The sequence below is a fragment of the Enterobacter sp. JBIWA008 genome, assembly GCF_019968765.1.
Taxonomy (GTDB): domain Bacteria; phylum Pseudomonadota; class Gammaproteobacteria; order Enterobacterales; family Enterobacteriaceae; genus Enterobacter.
Genome location: NZ_CP074149.1, coordinates 1,838,941 through 1,855,641, shown reverse-complemented (window position 1 = coordinate 1,855,641; position 16,701 = coordinate 1,838,941). Strand labels below are relative to the sequence as shown.

At 38.1% G+C, this 16,701-nt stretch carries 15 protein-coding genes; 2 read left to right on the top strand and 13 right to left on the bottom strand.

Features of this window, described 5'->3' with window-relative positions; all coding sequences use genetic code 11:
• Positions 1-19 precede the first annotated feature (19 nt).
• From KGP24_RS08920 to KGP24_RS08860, 13 genes are read right to left on the bottom strand one after another with little or no spacing between them, the layout of a single operon-like run.
• Complete coding sequence (locus KGP24_RS08920) at positions 20-2,482, bottom strand: hypothetical protein (protein WP_177317323.1); 2,463 nt, start codon at positions 2,480-2,482, stop codon at positions 20-22.
• A complete protein-coding gene (locus KGP24_RS08915) occupies positions 2,469-2,780 on the bottom strand; it encodes a hypothetical protein (protein WP_223563065.1) in 312 nt (103 codons plus the stop codon). The genes KGP24_RS08920 and KGP24_RS08915 overlap by 14 nt, the downstream gene beginning before the upstream one ends.
• 56 nt (positions 2,781-2,836) lie before the next feature.
• Complete coding sequence (locus tag KGP24_RS08910; protein WP_032659434.1) at positions 2,837-3,127, bottom strand: hypothetical protein; 291 nt, start codon at positions 3,125-3,127, stop codon at positions 2,837-2,839.
• A gap of 40 nt (positions 3,128-3,167) precedes the next feature.
• Positions 3,168-3,641: a hypothetical protein gene (locus tag KGP24_RS08905; RefSeq protein ID WP_223563064.1), complete on the bottom strand. Its 474-nt coding sequence runs from the start codon at positions 3,639-3,641 to the stop codon at positions 3,168-3,170.
• A gap of 56 nt (positions 3,642-3,697) precedes the next feature.
• Positions 3,698-6,520: a hypothetical protein gene (locus KGP24_RS08900; RefSeq protein WP_223563063.1), complete on the bottom strand. Its 2,823-nt coding sequence runs from the start codon at positions 6,518-6,520 to the stop codon at positions 3,698-3,700.
• Positions 6,517-8,208 (bottom strand): hypothetical protein, encoded by a 1,692-nt coding sequence (locus tag KGP24_RS08895; RefSeq protein WP_223563062.1) that lies wholly within the window; start codon positions 8,206-8,208, stop codon positions 6,517-6,519. The genes KGP24_RS08900 and KGP24_RS08895 overlap by 4 nt, the downstream gene beginning before the upstream one ends.
• Positions 8,209-8,210: 2 nt before the next feature.
• Positions 8,211-8,648: a hypothetical protein gene (locus tag KGP24_RS08890; protein WP_063252769.1), complete on the bottom strand. Its 438-nt coding sequence runs from the start codon at positions 8,646-8,648 to the stop codon at positions 8,211-8,213.
• Position 8,649: 1 nt separating this feature from the next.
• The gene (locus KGP24_RS08885) at positions 8,650-8,949 is read right to left on the bottom strand and encodes a hypothetical protein (RefSeq protein ID WP_032986646.1); all 300 of its coding nucleotides are present in this window, start codon (positions 8,947-8,949) and stop codon (positions 8,650-8,652) included.
• Between the two features lie 14 nt (positions 8,950-8,963).
• Positions 8,964-10,796, bottom strand: coding sequence for a phage major capsid protein (locus KGP24_RS08880; RefSeq protein ID WP_223563061.1), 1,833 nt, complete (start codon positions 10,794-10,796; stop codon positions 8,964-8,966).
• Entirely contained in the window at positions 10,747-12,237 is a 1,491-nt protein-coding gene (locus KGP24_RS08875) for a phage portal protein (RefSeq protein ID WP_223563060.1), read from the bottom strand. The genes KGP24_RS08880 and KGP24_RS08875 overlap by 50 nt, the downstream gene beginning before the upstream one ends.
• Positions 12,237-12,779, bottom strand: coding sequence for a hypothetical protein (locus KGP24_RS08870; RefSeq protein WP_159425439.1), 543 nt, complete (start codon positions 12,777-12,779; stop codon positions 12,237-12,239). Before KGP24_RS08870 ends, KGP24_RS08875 begins: the two co-directional genes overlap by 1 nt.
• Before the next feature lie 17 nt (positions 12,780-12,796).
• Positions 12,797-14,662, bottom strand: a complete 1,866-nt coding sequence (locus KGP24_RS08865) for a terminase gpA endonuclease subunit (protein ID WP_223563059.1) — start codon at positions 14,660-14,662, stop codon at positions 12,797-12,799.
• Positions 14,601-15,152 carry a terminase small subunit gene (locus tag KGP24_RS08860; protein WP_074144852.1) on the bottom strand — a complete coding sequence of 184 codons (552 nt, stop codon included), beginning with the start codon at positions 15,150-15,152 and terminating at the stop codon, positions 14,601-14,603. The genes KGP24_RS08865 and KGP24_RS08860 overlap by 62 nt, the downstream gene beginning before the upstream one ends.
• 74 nt (positions 15,153-15,226) lie before the next feature.
• Between KGP24_RS08860 and KGP24_RS08855 the strand changes: the two genes are divergently transcribed.
• Together KGP24_RS08855 and KGP24_RS08850 are read left to right on the top strand one after the other, a co-directional pair.
• The gene (locus KGP24_RS08855; protein ID WP_223563058.1) at positions 15,227-15,787 is read left to right on the top strand and encodes a hypothetical protein; all 561 of its coding nucleotides are present in this window, start codon (positions 15,227-15,229) and stop codon (positions 15,785-15,787) included.
• A gap of 125 nt (positions 15,788-15,912) precedes the next feature.
• Positions 15,913-16,632, top strand: coding sequence for a hypothetical protein (locus tag KGP24_RS08850; RefSeq protein ID WP_041461137.1), 720 nt, complete (start codon positions 15,913-15,915; stop codon positions 16,630-16,632).
• Positions 16,633-16,701 lie beyond the last annotated feature (69 nt).

Genomic DNA, 16,701 nt, shown 5'->3' with positions numbered 1-16,701 from the left:
CATGTGGGCTATATGATATTTATACATTATTCTTCTGAGATTTACGTGTTGCCTGAACTATAGTATCAGCGTGTTTATCACACATCTTTTGGAAATCTGAATCTGAGATTTGACCATTACTATTAATAATTAACGGTGCGTCAATCTTAATATCACCTGATTTACTACCATCCTGATTACTCAAGTATTTTGTTAAATCCTGGTTTAGTGATTTACCTACTACACGTTCACCTTTTTCAAGATTGTATGTACCAGTACTTGGTAGTGAATCCCAACCATCATGGGCTTGCCCCTGGATAGCTGTACCTTTAATAGTACGGACAATGGACGCACCTTGAGCTGCTACCTGTAGACCTGCTGCGATCCCCATAGGCCAGCCAAGTTTGATAGCTTCGGATATGCCCTGCTGGATGTTGATCACTGCCTGAGCAATAGCAATACCTTTACTTACGGCAAAAGCTGCCTTAGCCGCTGCTGATGACTCACCGAAAACCCCAGCCATGATAGTTCCTACATCACCTGCCCCAGCTTGCCACATACCTAAAGTACTGGTTAGTGCGTCTGCGGTTAATCGACCACGTTTCATATCGGCGTTGGCCTGAATCGCTGTTAGCTGATCCTGGTACTCCTGGAACCCAATTACTTTGGCATCGTATAGAGCTTTAGCCCCATCCTGGTTCTCTTGCTGTTCAGTGTTTACTTGCTGTACTTTCGTTGGATCTGGTGAGAAGTCTAATGGGTTTGTATACCCTAATCCCTGACCTGCTGTGTCACCTGTCCATGTCTTACCCGCTGCTGCTGCTTTGGCTTTAGCCTCTGGTGTGGCATTCGGATCACTGGCAATTGCGGCAATGTTTTGTGCTTGTTTTAAACGGTCTGTTTCAGCAAGCATTTCATCAACCATAGTTTTGTACTTAGTCGCACGACTTTTATATTGCTGATCTAACATTGCTGTAATTTCAGTTTCACTCTTACCAGCTAATTTACCTGCTGTACTGATACGCGTTTCAATTTCATCTTGTTCATAGTTAAAACGAGTAATACGTATCTGAGCTTCGTTAGTACCGATCTGTGATAGGGTTTGTTCTAATAGTGCTTTTGCTCTTTTAGTTTGTTCATTAAGTTTATCTTGTGCGGCTTGTGCTTTCTTGGCTGCTGCTTCATCTTTCTTAGCTTTATCTTCACGTGCTTTATCTTCATCGGCTGTTAGGCTTTTCACTAACTTCTCACGGTTAGCTTTATAACCTTCATCAAGTTTAGCTAAATCGGCATTCATTGCCGCTTCATCACCCTTATAAGCACGTACTAAAGAATCTTTAATTGTTGCTCGTAGTTGCTTGTGAGTAGCATCAAGTGTATCAATCTGTGCTTGTGTCTTCTGCTTAGCTGAAAGATAAGGTTTCAACGCTGTATCAATAACACTTCTATCTGATCCTTTATTATATTCTTCTTTCTGTTTATCAAGTAGATTATTTGCGGCATCAAGATTAGCTAAAAGATTCTCAAAGGTTTTGTTATTGGCTTCTTGTTGCTTCTGCTGTTCCTCTACCATCTGAGCACCATAGATAGAAGAGTTTTTCTGTATCTGCTGTTGGTACTGTTTTTGATATTCCTGTACTGCCTGTATACCCTGCTTACTGGTAGCTGCTGCGGCTGCTGCCACTGGCTTACTGTTAAGTATCTTAGTCATTAGATCAAGAATATCAGCAAGGCTTTTAGCAACAGGGGCAAGTGTTGAATTTCGCCACGCATCCCACGCCCTTGATAGATTATTAGTTGCCGTTCTATATTCTTCAAATTGTCGTGATTGCTCTGCTGTTAACTGTATAGTTTCATTAGCAAGGCTATTTTGGTACTCTTGTTCAGTACTAAATTCTCTATATACAGTCATGCGTTTAGTAGCATCGTTAGCTACGGTTTCCATCATCTGTACAATCTGAGCCTGACTAAAGCCCATTTGTTTAGCTTGATAGTAAATCTTAGCAATAATATCTTCACCGTTTTCTGCTGCTTTCTGTAACTCAAACATATTCAACTTCAATGGTTGAATTACATCAGTAAGCATTGAACCAGCGTTATTAGTGATCGCATCGCCTAACTTATCCTTAGCATCTTTCATCTGATCGGCTACTTGATCCATAGTCAGACCAACACCCGCAAACATATTAGCCGCCTGTTGGATCTGTACTATGCCAGTTTGTGATAGTGATGCTGCCTGAAAGACTTCAAACGCCTTTTCTGATTGAGCTTGAACGTTGGCTAATGTGGCGGCAATGGCGATACCTGCCACCCCTACCGCACCAGCGAAACCAGACATAGCTTTAGCCGTGGTTGATAGTCCGGTATTGAAACTACCGAACACACCGCCAGCACGATCCCCAAAATCCCCTATATCATTTGCTGCGTTTTTTAATGATTTTTGTAATCCAGATTCATCACCTGTGATTTCAAATATCATTGATTGTTTATTATTGTTTGCCATTAGGCTTTACTCCCATCCAATTAAGCATGTTTGCTTTTTGTTGTTCTACGATCTTCTTCTCCCTCTCTGCTTGTTGTTCAGCTAAGGTTTTATTTGAAATAATGTTCAATGAATCGAGTTCATAGATACTAAATTTCGGTATATCTTCTTTCTTGATATTGCCAGTACTTAACCATATTGCCTGTAGTAGTTCTGTATGCCTGATTTGTTCAATTTGTGATGAATCAGGATCAACCGATTCTTTGAAAACTAATAGGTAGAAGAAAAGCAAAATGGGCATAGTGTAGAGATCATCCACACTACACCCGCTGTTATACAATAAAGATAGTGATAGTCTGAGAATCGGATCGCGTCTTACTTTGCCTCTACATCCTCAACATTAAAGGATTTGGCAAACACATTACCGATCTCGGCATTTAGTTTTAGTTGTACTGTTAAATCAACATTCTGTTCAACTTGTTCAGGTGAATCAAAAATCTGTTTACCACTTTCATCAACCACACAATAGAAGATCGCTTTATATGGATCTGAAACTTCTGCGTGTTGGGTAATAGTTGGTAGTTTGATGTATACAGTACATTCTGGTGTTAGTACTACTGGTGTTAATTTCACACCAATAGCATTCATAAGATTAGTAAAATCCATTTCGCTTTATCCTTGTTAGTTGGTTTGTAGTATTTAGTACTTACGCACCAGTAACTTCACCAACCGCAATTGGAGCACCAGTAACGGAAACAACGAAATCACGAGTTACTACACCATCAAAATCACCATTAACTACATCAGAACTTACATAACCGTTTACGATGCTGTAATAAGCGGCACCATCTTGATCATCAATATTCTGGAAATAGGTTACTTTAACCTGGATTAGTATTTGTGCTGCTGCGGCTGCCGCAAGCATTTCTTGACCTGTCGCACCTGGTTTCCAGTTAACAGTTAGAGTTAGATCCGGTACTGAACGAGAACCAAGCAATTTCTTAGCGTACTGTTGACCGAAAGTGTTCACACTAACAACGTTAGATTCCGCACCTGCCGCTGATGGAAAAGCACCAACTTCTTCAACAACAGTAAAGGTAGTTGCCTGACCGCCACCCGCTGGAGCATTAGCGATTTCAACTTTTACATTATTGCCTACAAAAATAGAATTAAAAGCCATATTCAATATTCCTTTATATATTTGGGGAATCAGTCCTTGATACCCCTTCTGTTTATTTATATATGTTGGTTGTAGTACTTCATGTAAAGTGCTAAACCTCTTAGTAGTTCACCTGTATAGAATCCAAAGAACATTGAATTATTCTCTGGTGTTGTAGGTGTTCCACTTCTGATAGCTGATGACCATCCACCATTCATTACGTGATTAGCTGAAACTATGTTATAGTTCTGTTGAATTTCCGCGAATAGTAAATCAAGTAATTCGTGATCTGGATAACCTGCTATTGCCATCATTGAAGCACCAGCAAGCCACAAACCAGACATATGACCTGTAAACCCATCATAAATTACTTCACCATCATCTTTAAATCGTGTTGGTGCGTGGCCATCATTATTTTTCATAAACCACTTTAAGTAATTCATCCAGTTCTTACTGTAAGTGATAATGTTCTGTGGAATAGCATAATCACCACGTTGATATAGCTCATGAACTACATCACAACCTGCAAAGAACGCACGAGGTTCATAACCTGACCATGCTTCTTCATACCAGTGCTGCATAATGAATTGATCCGGTTTACCATCAGGGGCATATGCTAAAGCGTCCTGACGGTTCCATACATAAGCCTGAGCACACGGACCAGGTAAAGTAGGATGGAATTTATTAGTAAACCAGTCCTGAGCATCACATAAGAACTTAATACTATTATTTAGTCTGGTTTGATCAATTGTCGTACCCTTAAAGCACCAAATCGCGGGCAATTGATACCCAGGGTATGGTAATCCACGCCAACCGGAATACAATTGAGCATATGGATCTGTGATGTTACTGAATGGTATTAGTCCTGGTGTATATGAAAGGCTATCAAGCATGTAATTACGAATTACACAATCACCTAAACGTGCTGTATATCCATTACCAGTACTATCATTGAATGTTAAACTTACTAACACTGAATAATCACCTGTACCACCATCGTTATAGAGTGCTGGTAAATCGTTAACACAATACCAGTCAATACGCCCTGAGACACCATCAACCGGATCGGTATCAAGTAATAGTGTAAACTCTGTACGTCCTGTTAGTGTTGGTTGTCCTGGTTGTTCATCACCTTCTTCATGATCCGGTTGATAAGAACTCAATTTAAAATCCAGTACATTAAACGTTTGTGTTATCCATGCCCCGTTACTTGCTGGTAGCATAGCCCACCAACGCCAACCAAGATCATCAACGATACGGATATTAAAATCATCAGCATATGTTCTGTATGTGAAGCTGTTTAAATCCTGTGTTTCATCATCAAAGATCCAGAAACCAACTGTAGAACTACCGTCAGAATCCATAGTAGTAGAAATCACGTTGTCATAGTACGTTCCAGCGATACCAGATACATATTGTAAGGTAGTTACTGTGTTATCCCCATAATCGGAAATCATACGCATATCTGCTGTTAAGTACTGTCCACCATCTGGTTTAGCAATACGTGTAAAATGATTCATCGGTATATCCATAGATATAATACTGTTGTCAGTATTGGTAATGGGTAAACCGCAACGGTATCTTATAGCACCATCTTCTGTTTTAGTTTTATTAACTGTCATTGCTACAGCAAGGCTTAATGGTTTGCCAGTAGTATCAACACCACTATATTCAACATGGAAAGTTGAACTATTATTAAATTTGAACCATATAGATTGTTGTTCAAGCGTTGTTTGTGCTGAGGCACTTTGATTAATGACTATATAGCCATCTGAATCACGTGAATATGATGCTACTTGATTACTCGGATAGAAATAATCATATGAAATGCCATCAGTGAAAGGCGTTATAGCAAGAGTACTTTTACGAAAGAACATATCAAATTTATCAATATCGGAATATCCAATACATGTAAGTAGTGAGTTCTGCCATGCTAAGTAATAGATACGCTCGCCTGTGATATCCCATAGTAGCTTTGCCGCCTGACAGAACCACAATTCAGCATCTGATGCGTTATCAGCGAAATCAAGTGAACCGTAGTTATCAATGGGTACGTTTACTGGCCTGTTGTGCCAACGTTCATTACGCCCCATCAGATAACCACCCTCTGATACAGGGTTCTTTGTGGCGTAGTTGAATCGGTAATTACCGTTTATAGACGTGTCCTTGAGCTGGACTGTACCGATCTGGCTTGTTAGTCCTTCTGCCAGTACATCACCATTGCTATCTACCTTACGGCCTGTACGGTCAACAATCCAATCAACATCATACGTGGGTGCTTTAGTATCCCAATCTATGGAATCTTCATTAGCTAACCATGCGTAGGCTGTTGCGTTTACCTGATTCCAACCAAGCCCCGCTCTTTCGGGAAAGGCAAACCATACAGCATCGAGGTATTCACCGTAGTTAGGTGAACCATGAGGTATCTGTGTTTGTCCGTTCGTCCATGTGAACAATACGCCCTTGAACCCGCCGTGAGTTGGATACTCTGGATCTAATGGGTAATGTGCCAGTACTGGAGCCTTGCCATTACAGATCCAGTTACAACGCAATGAACCATCAGGTGGATCGGGGAACGCTACACCACGGAAGAACGCCATGTGATAGGCGTTGAAAAAGTCTTTAGCTCGCTGTAGGTAGTACGGTTCTTTGGTTGCCTGATACGCATAGATAGCACCAAGAATTGCTAAGGATTGTCCTTCTGTGGTTGCGTCACCGTCCGGTTGTGCTTCCCATCCAGTTTCCGCTATAAAATGCCTGTTGTTACATATAACGTTTTGTGGGTTTAGTACATAGTGATCTGTTTTATTATCATTAACTAAACCCGTATTACGTTCTAAAAATTCCCAATGCCCTTCAATCATCTGTTGGGCATTGCTGATATTTTGTTTTCTTATCATTCTTGTAGATCCGCCATTAGTAAGGAGCCGTACCAGGTACTTCCTCCATCTACTGACAAGAATTGAATTACATCAATTGAATCTTTCGTAAAGGTTAATACTGGTTCACGCCCATAAGACCATTTAACATTAGAAGGCCATGAAATTTTATTTGCCCCTGTTCCTTGCTTTAATAACATCGTGATAGTTTGACTGTTTAAATTACTTCCACTCGCATTTATAACACTGAGTTGTGTTACTGGTGCTGTTAGAGTTGCTTTGAAAACACGTTTACCATCAGACATATCAAGTTCTAATGTATCTTCTACGTTATTTATTGTTAGAAGGTCTTGAGTGATAGTTACTTTGGTATCAATGTTCGCTTGAAGTGCGGCATCTTTGGCATCAATTTGTGCTTTTGAATACGTTCCAACATCGTTATAGTTCAAGGTTACGTTACTGTTTAAAGCATAACCGTTAATTGTAGTGATACGTAACGCGAACAATCCGTTGCTTTCAGTACGGGAATACACATCACTAATATCTGCTGCTACCAATTGAATGTTAGTACCAGATAATGGCTTGTTATTGATTAAGAACGTCTTAGGCACATAAGTACTATTACTATATGCTAAAGATGCCATATCAGTAAGTTGTGCTGCCGTTAGTGTGATATTGCTACTCAAAGGCAAACCGTTAACAGTAACCGTTTTAGCTACAAAGGTATTGTTAACCTGTGTCTGTGAATACACATCAAGTATATCTGCCGCTACTAAGTTCAACGCCGTTCCTGATAATGCGTGTCCGTTTAATTGAAACACTTTCGGTACTACGTTTGAATCAATGTAGGTCTTAGAGTAAACATCACTAATATCTGCTGCTACCAAAGTAATGTTGGCTGTAAGTGCTTTACCATTGACAGTACGTGTGATTAGTACGTAGTTACTGAGATCGGTAGCGGCTGCCGCACCAAGTTCTGTTAACGTTGGTTTATCTGCACTGGTGTAGACCTTGTACCATGCCCCGTTACTTGCTGTTGAGAAGTTACGAAAATTGAGTACTGGCGTACCGGTTTTGCTCATTACCAATTGAGTACCGTTAGAACCATCAAGGTTAGTGATACCCAACATATCAACACCTGTTGGTGCGTTGGCTGCTGCGATCTTAACGAATGAGTTACCGTCACGGCCTTGATAGCTTGGAAACTCGTTACCGTTCGAACCAACACCCCAATCACCGCGATAGAGTTCAACTACTGATTCATCAAGAATACCTGCTGATACCTGGCTTTCTGGTGTGAATACGTAAGAGCGGGTAACAACCTGATCCATATCTGACGTATCGGAAACGCTGGATAAGTAACCGTTGTAAAGCACATAGTTTATGGTAGTATCGTTTAAACCTTCATCAAGCATTTCTACCTTGACCTGTACTAATTGCTGAGAATCAACAACAGAATCAAGTACGGCGTTTTCACCTGGAATATAGTTAACTGAAATAGTCATATCACCATATGAACTATCACCCGCTACTTTAGAGGTGTAAGTACTATCATATGTTTCTACAGTTGAAACAGAAGTTGATTCACTAATACTTGGAAATGCTGAAAGGTTTTCTACTTGAACAAAAGTACGGGCATTTGGATCAACGTTGGTTGTATCGGTATTAATCCATACTGTAGTTAGATTCCCTAAAAATGTTTGAGCCATAATTATTCCCCATAGCTAAAAGATAGAGTTTGCGTGTGTACATAAGCGGTTTCCGTTGCTTCGGCTTGAGTAGTCATTAGGCTATCTTCAATACGGATATTGAATAATGGCATTGGAAGTTGCTGGTTTAGTTCATCAAAGAAACCAGATGTATAAAGTGCTTCAAGAATCTTTTCTATTTCATCTGAAGCACTTTTAAATGATTGTCCGACAGCTACAAACTCAACTCGAAATTCACATAAATTTCTAATAGTTGAAGGTACGATTTGATTGTTTACAATTTGATTTGCTTTGGCTATCTGTGAACGTTGTACTGAAGAATCACCAATGTAAACCATAGTGGTATCATCTACCGTTGCTTTTGATGGATATTGTAGATTAACAATTACTGCTAATTTATTAATCAAATACTTTCTTATTGTATAGTCTGCCGTGAACATATTATATTTCCTCTTCTAAATCGATCTTGCGAACATAGTGATAGTTAGAGATACCGCTCGTATCATCATCTATTCTATTTACTACGTATTCGGTGTTATCAATCGTGAAGGTGCTATTTAGTTTAATTCCTGACTTAGCACTAAAATATGTTACGGTAGTTTGACTATCATCGAAAAAAAGCTCGTCTTGTTCAAAAATTGCGGTAATCGTTATTGATACACCATCTTGAACAATGACGAGCTTTTCACCAAAAGCATTTAATAGATACTCTATTTGTGAGTTACTAAAAAATGCTCTCATTTGTCATCCTTGTATTAAGCTAACTTAAGTACTAGGAATGCTTCATCGTGTGCTAGAGCATGAGCCTGGAAGCTAAAGGTACGTAGAACGATACCCATAGAGTTACGTTGAGTTGTATCGTCACGATCCATAGTTACTGAACCCCATTGAGCCATAACGATATTTGACCAATCACCGAAAACAATAGCACCTGCAGCAACTTGAGTAGATTCAACAATACGTACTGAATCAGCTAGGATACCGTCACCCATATAGCCTTGTAGCAAGTACTTAGCAGCGGTGTTAGAACCATCTAGAGTAGTACGCAATACAGCAGCGGTAGTAGGGTGTACAATAGCAACTACGTTTTCAATACGGACGTTAGCAGCAGCTAGAGTAGCTAGAGCACTAATAACATCTTGTTTAGTAATAGCAGCAGTTAGTGTAACTTCTGGAGCAGCAGCAACAACGTCAGTAAGAATTAGACGTTCTAGTTTTAGAGCAGCACCTTTAACCATTGCGTCTTGAATATATTGTTCAGCAGTAGACGCGGATTTAATTAGAGTACGAGTTAGTTCAACAGAACCAGTAAAGATTTCTGGCTTTAGAGTAATCTTCTCAAAAGCTGCGTTATAAGATGGTGATGGAGCACCTTCAGTAACATATCCGAAGTTATCGGTGAAATCAGAAGATAGTTTAGGTAGAACTAGATTACCCTCACCTTCTAGATTTGAGTATACTTGTACAGGTAGATTCGCAAATACTGATTGAGCACGTAGCACATCAATATAAGAATCAGCATATACTTCTTTAACTAGAGCAGCACCGCCAACAGTAGTAGAAGTACGAACGAAATCGCTCGCAGGGATTTCAGTTTTACCAGCAAAATTACCTTCACTTAGTGAACGAATTAGGCCATTTAATACGGATTTATCCATTTTGATTTCCTTATCATGATTAGGATTTGTTTTTGTATTTAGTGTGCGTTTGAAGTCCTCAACTGAAATTCCATTTTCAATTGCTTCAGACACATCAATATTTAGAACTACGCCGATTGATTCCAATTCACGTTTACGTTCTACTTCATCGGTAGAATCTTCTGATTCAGAATTGGCAGTACTTTCTTGTACTTCTTCGCGTGTTTCTTCAACTTCGATTTTATTTATCATTCGTTCAAGCAAGTCTGGACGATTAGAAATTTGTTCTAATAGTTCTTCATCGCTCATACGCACTTCTTCAGTTTCAGTAATTTCTTCTTCTAGGGATTCTTCTACTTCTTCTTCAGATTCAAGTTCAGTACTAACTACTTCTGATTCATCATTGATTTCAGGTTCAGTACTTTCAATTTCTTTTTCATCTTCCATGATCATATCCTTCTGGTTGTCATCATTGTTATTTATCAATGAGCGACCAACTCCGGCGGATACATCGGCTGGCACTGTTACTAGTGATATTTCATATGGGGTGAAATGAGTTACATAGATAATGTTTCCTTCAATACGGTAATCATTAACTGTGTAACCAAAACTAATATGTGTTAATACACCTTCATTGATTTGTTCCCATTCCTTTTCCGAAGCATTGGAAATCTGTAAAACAGCACGGCCTACCTTATCTGAATCAATACGTGCCGCTAGTACTTTGCCAATCAAATGATCTCGGTCATGATTAAAAAGTACTGCCCCTGAATTGTTCAAACGCGATAGGTCTACATTTTCTGGATTACATAGAATTACTTCGTTATATAACTTTCCTTCTATTTCACGTGCTACAGGAGTTTCAGAGCAAAAAGCAACTTCAACGGTACGATTATCAGAATTAATCGCCGTTGGTAGGGTTAATTCCCTCGTCTGGTTTTTTATTTTCATCTAGAACTTCCTTGTTCATATTTTTCTCATTCTCTATTTCTTGAAGTACAACACGTGGATCACCGCCCATTTCACTAATTACCTGTGTACGGGATTTCAAACCAGCATCAATAGCAGCTACTTCACATTGAATATCCTTCAATGGATCAAGTGAAATAGGTTTAGTAGGGATATAACGAGCACATACAAGATCATCGAAATCAGAAAAACTTAATTTCAACTTATTATTATTTAGCATTTCATTCTTTAACCAAGCTGTATAAATTGGCTTGAGTACTTTATTTATGAGTACATTAGTTCGAGTACTGAAAGTTGTAGCTTGTAGGCGTTCGGCAAGTTTCGCAGCACTAAATGACGCATCAGCAGTACTTCCCATTAGGGATTGCTTAGTGACGTTTAAGCCCATTGAAATATTATCAAATAGTACATCTGTGAATTCTGCTATACCGTCAACACCATTACGAGGATCAACTGATTTAACATCTTGATTAGCATTTAATTCAAAGATAGCACCAGGTTCTAAGTACTCGTTATAAATCGCTGTATCTTGTTCACCTTCAGTTAGTGCTAATTCATTGTTGTTTCCATTATTGGTAATGAATGTGGTTACACTGGCTGAGATTCGTTTAGCAAGTAATGCTGCTTCCTGGAAGTTCTTTAGGTCTGCTAATACTTTAGTACTGGCAATTAGATCCGGTATACCGCGTTCCTGTGTGGCATCATCCATAACAAAGTAATGTAGGATTTCACTTGCTGGTACAACTTCATAACTAGTAGCATCATATGTATATGTTACTGGATTATATTTAGCGAAATAATAATTAACTGGTTGACGATACTTGTTATATTCAATTCCATTACTAATATATCCATCTGCCAGTACTGCGTTATTAAATTGAGTCAATCTAGCAGAATCAATAATTTCAATTTTGATTGAGCGGTTAAAATTATGAATACGTACAAATGCTTCACCATCACGGCAACGATGTTTCTCTAGTACTTGTGCGAATAGATCAAAAGTCATTGAGCCATCAATAGAGAATTTACTAGCATCATAAGCCCAACTATCAAATAGTTTTTCTAGTTGTTGGTTAATGGTATGTTTGGTTTCTTCATCAACATCAATATCTACTGATGGTTTTACATAGATACCATTACTGCCTACTACACCATCTACAGAAAGCATCATGTACTTACGTGCGATTGGGTTTACTAGTGTTGCGTCACGTGATTGGCTACGCCATTCTGATAAATGCCATTTAATGATGTTATTAATACTTACTGAGTTAGTACCGACACCAAAGCCAAAAGCATTCACACCATTACTAGTTGTACGAATCTGGTTTAAATCACGTTGTAATGTTTTACCAACATGTTCACGGACTTCATTAGTTTTCTGTACTGGTTTTGGTTGTTCTGGTTGTTTTTTCTTAAACCACATTAGCGAGTACCCCAACGATTTGGATAGTTAGGATCTCGGAATACAGTCATACTCTTAAATGGTTTACTTGAACCGGATGTAGATTGACCATTCATTTTAGCCCATAGAGAATTAGCACGTTCAATATAACGAGCACGGATTGCTTCTAAGTTTGCTAATGACTCACTAACTAGAGTTTTATTATTTATTGTAATGCTGTAGTTAGCACCACCTTGTATTTTTGCTTCAATTACCGCTTCGATCTCTTCAATCATCTTACGAATACGTGCGTATTCTTCAGTATGTTTTGTTGGATCGATTACTTCACATTGGAATGTACTGGCAATGCCATTAGTAATAGTTGTACAGAATACCTTTTCTGAAGCAACGTTAGTTTCAAAGGTGATAGTAAATGAACCTTCACTATCACTATTACTGTTATCTAATGTAATTGAATTACCAGTACTGACATATGAAATAACGAAAAGTGTTTTAGCAGGAATTGTTACAGAGTAATCATATGGGTTTGAAACCATATAAATCTTTTCTGGTAAAATTGCCATTGGATATCCTTATCATTTTACGTTTTTCCAAACCAGCTTGAACCCACACCAGTACGCCTAGAACGTCTGGTACTTTGGGTAGGTTGTGATTCTTCTGGTTTATTTATCTTTTGTGGTAATGATTTGGCTTTATGTTCGCGTAGTTTTCTAAACGGTTGTATACCTAATTGTGATTGAGAATATACGATTGCGATCATTCCATAGACCAGACAATCTAGAGCCTCGTTTCTCTTTTGCCCTTTCTTTAGTCGCCATACTAATTTACCACCAGCGGGTTTTAGTTCTTCAGAGGATAATTGTTCAAAGTAATCTGATGGTAGAGTACTGGAAAAACGTAATTGAATTGGTGCGTTCTCTGCTTCAGTACTGAGCATCAAGTTTAAAAGTTTACGAATAGTATTCTTTTGCTCATGAACATTTAGGATCTGTAGTTTATATCCCGCCTGTGTACTCTGTTTGAATAAGTCACTTGTAGTACTGCTAGAACCCTTAATAGGATGATACTTAGCCCAACGTGCGGTAAACTTCTTAACTGTATCTGTAGCGTTACCGTTCGAACTATCCACGAATACGGCAAGTGTAGGTACTATGCGACCATCAATGCTTCGGAAATCTTGACGGCAAAACTGATCTAAGTCCTTCCATGCTTGAGATTCAATCTTGGTACAGTCATGACCATAGAAAAATTCATGACCAAGTACATAAATGTTCTTTTCATCAAAGCCTAATATTGTAGCCTCACACCTATCCAATTGTTGATCTACGCTTATACAAATTCCGAGTGTTGATTCTGGTATTCTATGTAGATTAAATTCATCTTCACGTAGCGATTCCAATCGAAGTATATCTAGTTCTTTCGCATATTCATCTTCATAGGGTAATCCCAATTCATTATTATAAAATGTTTGAAGATTGAAATTATAAAGAGCATCGGCAAACTTACTTACCATTTCGGAAATAGTATTTAATGGGGAATACATACGTGATATTTGATAGCCAACTACACCCGGATCACCATCAGTACTAGTAGCTATCCATCGCCCGTTATCGATCATTTGGTGGCGTGTATGCTCGTCTATCTCTTCCTGACAATGGGGACAAATTAAACGGGTAGTTGTACTGTCTGGTATTGCTCTACCATTCTCAAGTTGTTTGAATTCAAATGCTACTTGTTCCCATTCAAAAGTATATTCATGACCGCAAGTGTGAGTAACAAACCAACGGCGTTTATCAGAGAGATTATATTCACTGTTAATTAGATCATCTTTATACAGTGGAGTACTGGAAATGACTACAAGAGCATCATCACCGAAAGTACTAGTACGTGCTTCTGCTAGTTTTATTGGTGAACCTTCTTCTGTAATAGAAACATTACTCACCTCATCCAATAGAACCACACGGCAAGTAATCCCGCGTAGGTTTCCTGGTGTATTGAGGTTTAGCCAGTACACAAAAGTACCGTTTATCATTTGTGTTTGTTTTGCGTTATTGGCGGCGTTCTTATCGTTCTTGTCTGTTACCAGTAGGCTTAGTACTTCACTAGTTTCAATAGCTGGTAGAAATTTACCATCCTTGAATTTCTTCACTTCAGATTCTGAAGAACTACCAAAAGCAAAATTACATGGATCATTTGCCATTAGGTTAAATGCTATTGATTGTAAAACAGTGGTTTTTAAAAGCTGACTACATGACTGTAGAATGATCTTTTTAGTACTTCTATGTTGTGCTATATCCATTGGTTCGCGTTGAAAGGAAAACGGAACCCAATCAAGCCCCATATTCGGCCCGTCAACAAACTTAACTACACCATTACTAATCCATTCACTTGTTTTCTGTATCTTCGGTGGCTGTATCGTCGGCAGTACTTTCATCAGTACTTGCATTAATTTCTTCTTGTTCGTTTCCATCTTCTAATATTTCTTCATCCGTGGGTAGTTCAAATTCCATGCTTCCTAGCTGGAATAAAGTACTATCAATATGTTGTTTTAATATATCTCGTAAATCTTTTGCGTCTGTCTGTGCGAATAACTCTAAGTATGTTTTAGAAGGGATTGCTCTCATTGCTGTTTTAACTTGAAATAGGTATTCAGTTAGTACTTGTTCAAGATATTCAGTACTAACTACCGTTCCATTTTTCACCTGTAATTCAAGCTCAGATAATGCCGCTTCTGCTTTTAGCTTACGTAGGCGTTCTTGATCTATTTGTTCGCGTGTATCGGTATTACGTAATGGTAGAATTACATTCTGTACTATCCATGCTCGTGTATCAGCTTCTTCAGTACCTTCACCTATAGGCATACCGTTTGCTTTCCATTGGCGTACCGTACTTTCATCATATCCGTACTGTGCGGCCAGTGATCTTATAGTAATCATGATTTATCCTTTTTTTGTTAAAGTATTTATCCAGTTTGCCGATAACAATATTCATTTATCCTATGGACCTATTTATGACCTATAAAGCCGATGCCATAACAGTTAGAACAATAATGGTTCAGTTTCTTAAAGATGAAGGCGTAAAAGCCAGGCTTAAGATGATTCGTGAAAGAAATAGAAATGACTGGGAGAAATGGTTACAGGTTGAGCTTGAATACTTCATTACACAAACAGAGGGCATCCAAGTAGAAAGAGAAATTGAGGCAATTCCAGATAACCGTATGTTACGCGAGAGATATAATATGTTTATAGATCTCGCCATAAGAAAAAAGCGTACTCGTTTAAATTCCTTCATTTTCCTAGAATTAAAATGCTCTCGCGACATTCAACCATTGATTAATGGATTTGAAAAGGACATTAAAAAAATAAATGCAATCAAGAGATGTGTTTACGACACCAGATCATTTTGGTGTGTTGGTTTTCATTTGAATTGCTCCCCCCGTAGTGTAGCAAAAATCAAAAGTTACATTGATGGTTATGAGTATGGTTATCATGAAGTAATGAAGCTATGCGATTGTGGTGATGATGTTGAATGTGATTGTGAAGAAAGAAACATCGGCTTCGCCGTAATTTAATGCGGTGCGGGTATGATTATTTTTCTAACACATAAATAATTAAACCCGCTGCCGAAAACTCGCTACTAGACACTTCGCGTAGGAGTACCTATAATATTTTTTTTACTGATGATGGGGTTTTGAGGATGAGCCTTTCTGATGGCGTTCGTGTTTTACTTCTCACAACTACGTGCTATTTATTGACATTTAGTTATGAAAGTGGTTACTTCCGATACTTTGAGCTTCCCAACGAATTAATCAATGTTAATCTTAAAACACTTATCACTTTTGGATTTATCTTTCTATCATTCACCTTCGTTATCTTCATTCCTTTTGCAAATCTCATTTCAAAAATAATTTATGAACGCAAGAAAATTAATCAACAAACACCAATCAATAGTACTATACTAACTTATATATTCATGTTCATAGTTTTCTTTTTATATATTATTGTCTTTCATCATGTGATGTCACTTCTGAGTACCATACTGCAATTTCTTTTCTTGTTAACATTAGTTGCTAATGACATTCTAATTCCACTGCTATTTAAACGTGATCTATCACTTTCCCAAAGTATTGATGAAAATGCAAAAGAACAATCTCAGTCAAACGTTCTTAATTTATTTGCTAAGGCAACCAAAACCAACTTCAATATTTATTTGATTTTATTTATGATAGCAATCTCTATTTCGCATTTATTAGGTGGACTTGTAGCAATGACATCTAAACTTGATTTAACTTGTAATGGCTTTGTCATTTATGAAACGCAGGATTCATCTGTCGTTGTAAGACTTGGGGATAATAAGTTTAAATTAATATCTACTGATGAATGTCTATTTGAGAAAAACAATCTTAATAAAGGCTAACGTCTATTTAGTTTTACTCAAAGGTTGATTAGCTTTATAATTTATAATTAAAAGCCCCTACTTAGAGGG

What these genes read in the sequence shown, in the direction of transcription:
- KGP24_RS08920 (WP_177317323.1), bottom strand. Translation starts at nt 2,482, where the DNA reads ATGGCAAACAATAATAAACAATCAATGATATTTGAAATCACAGGTGAT.
- KGP24_RS08910 (WP_032659434.1), bottom strand. Translation starts at nt 3,127, where the DNA reads ATGGATTTTACTAATCTTATGAATGCTATTGGTGTGAAATTAACACCA.
- KGP24_RS08905 (WP_223563064.1), bottom strand. Translation starts at nt 3,641, where the DNA reads ATGGCTTTTAATTCTATTTTTGTAGGCAATAATGTAAAAGTTGAAATC.
- KGP24_RS08900 (WP_223563063.1), bottom strand. Translation starts at nt 6,520, where the DNA reads ATGATAAGAAAACAAAATATCAGCAATGCCCAACAGATGATTGAAGGG.
- KGP24_RS08895 (WP_223563062.1), bottom strand. Translation starts at nt 8,208, where the DNA reads ATGGCTCAAACATTTTTAGGGAATCTAACTACAGTATGGATTAATACC.
- KGP24_RS08890 (WP_063252769.1), bottom strand. Translation starts at nt 8,648, where the DNA reads ATGTTCACGGCAGACTATACAATAAGAAAGTATTTGATTAATAAATTA.
- KGP24_RS08885 (WP_032986646.1), bottom strand. Translation starts at nt 8,949, where the DNA reads ATGAGAGCATTTTTTAGTAACTCACAAATAGAGTATCTATTAAATGCT.
- KGP24_RS08880 (WP_223563061.1), bottom strand. Translation starts at nt 10,796, where the DNA reads ATGAAAATAAAAAACCAGACGAGGGAATTAACCCTACCAACGGCGATT.
- KGP24_RS08875 (WP_223563060.1), bottom strand. Translation starts at nt 12,237, where the DNA reads ATGTGGTTTAAGAAAAAACAACCAGAACAACCAAAACCAGTACAGAAA.
- KGP24_RS08870 (WP_159425439.1), bottom strand. Translation starts at nt 12,779, where the DNA reads ATGGCAATTTTACCAGAAAAGATTTATATGGTTTCAAACCCATATGAT.
- KGP24_RS08865 (WP_223563059.1), bottom strand. Translation starts at nt 14,662, where the DNA reads ATGCAAGTACTGATGAAAGTACTGCCGACGATACAGCCACCGAAGATA.
- KGP24_RS08860 (WP_074144852.1), bottom strand. Translation starts at nt 15,152, where the DNA reads ATGATTACTATAAGATCACTGGCCGCACAGTACGGATATGATGAAAGT.
- KGP24_RS08855 (WP_223563058.1), top strand. Translation starts at nt 15,227, where the DNA reads ATGACCTATAAAGCCGATGCCATAACAGTTAGAACAATAATGGTTCAG.
- KGP24_RS08850 (WP_041461137.1), top strand. Translation starts at nt 15,913, where the DNA reads ATGAGCCTTTCTGATGGCGTTCGTGTTTTACTTCTCACAACTACGTGC.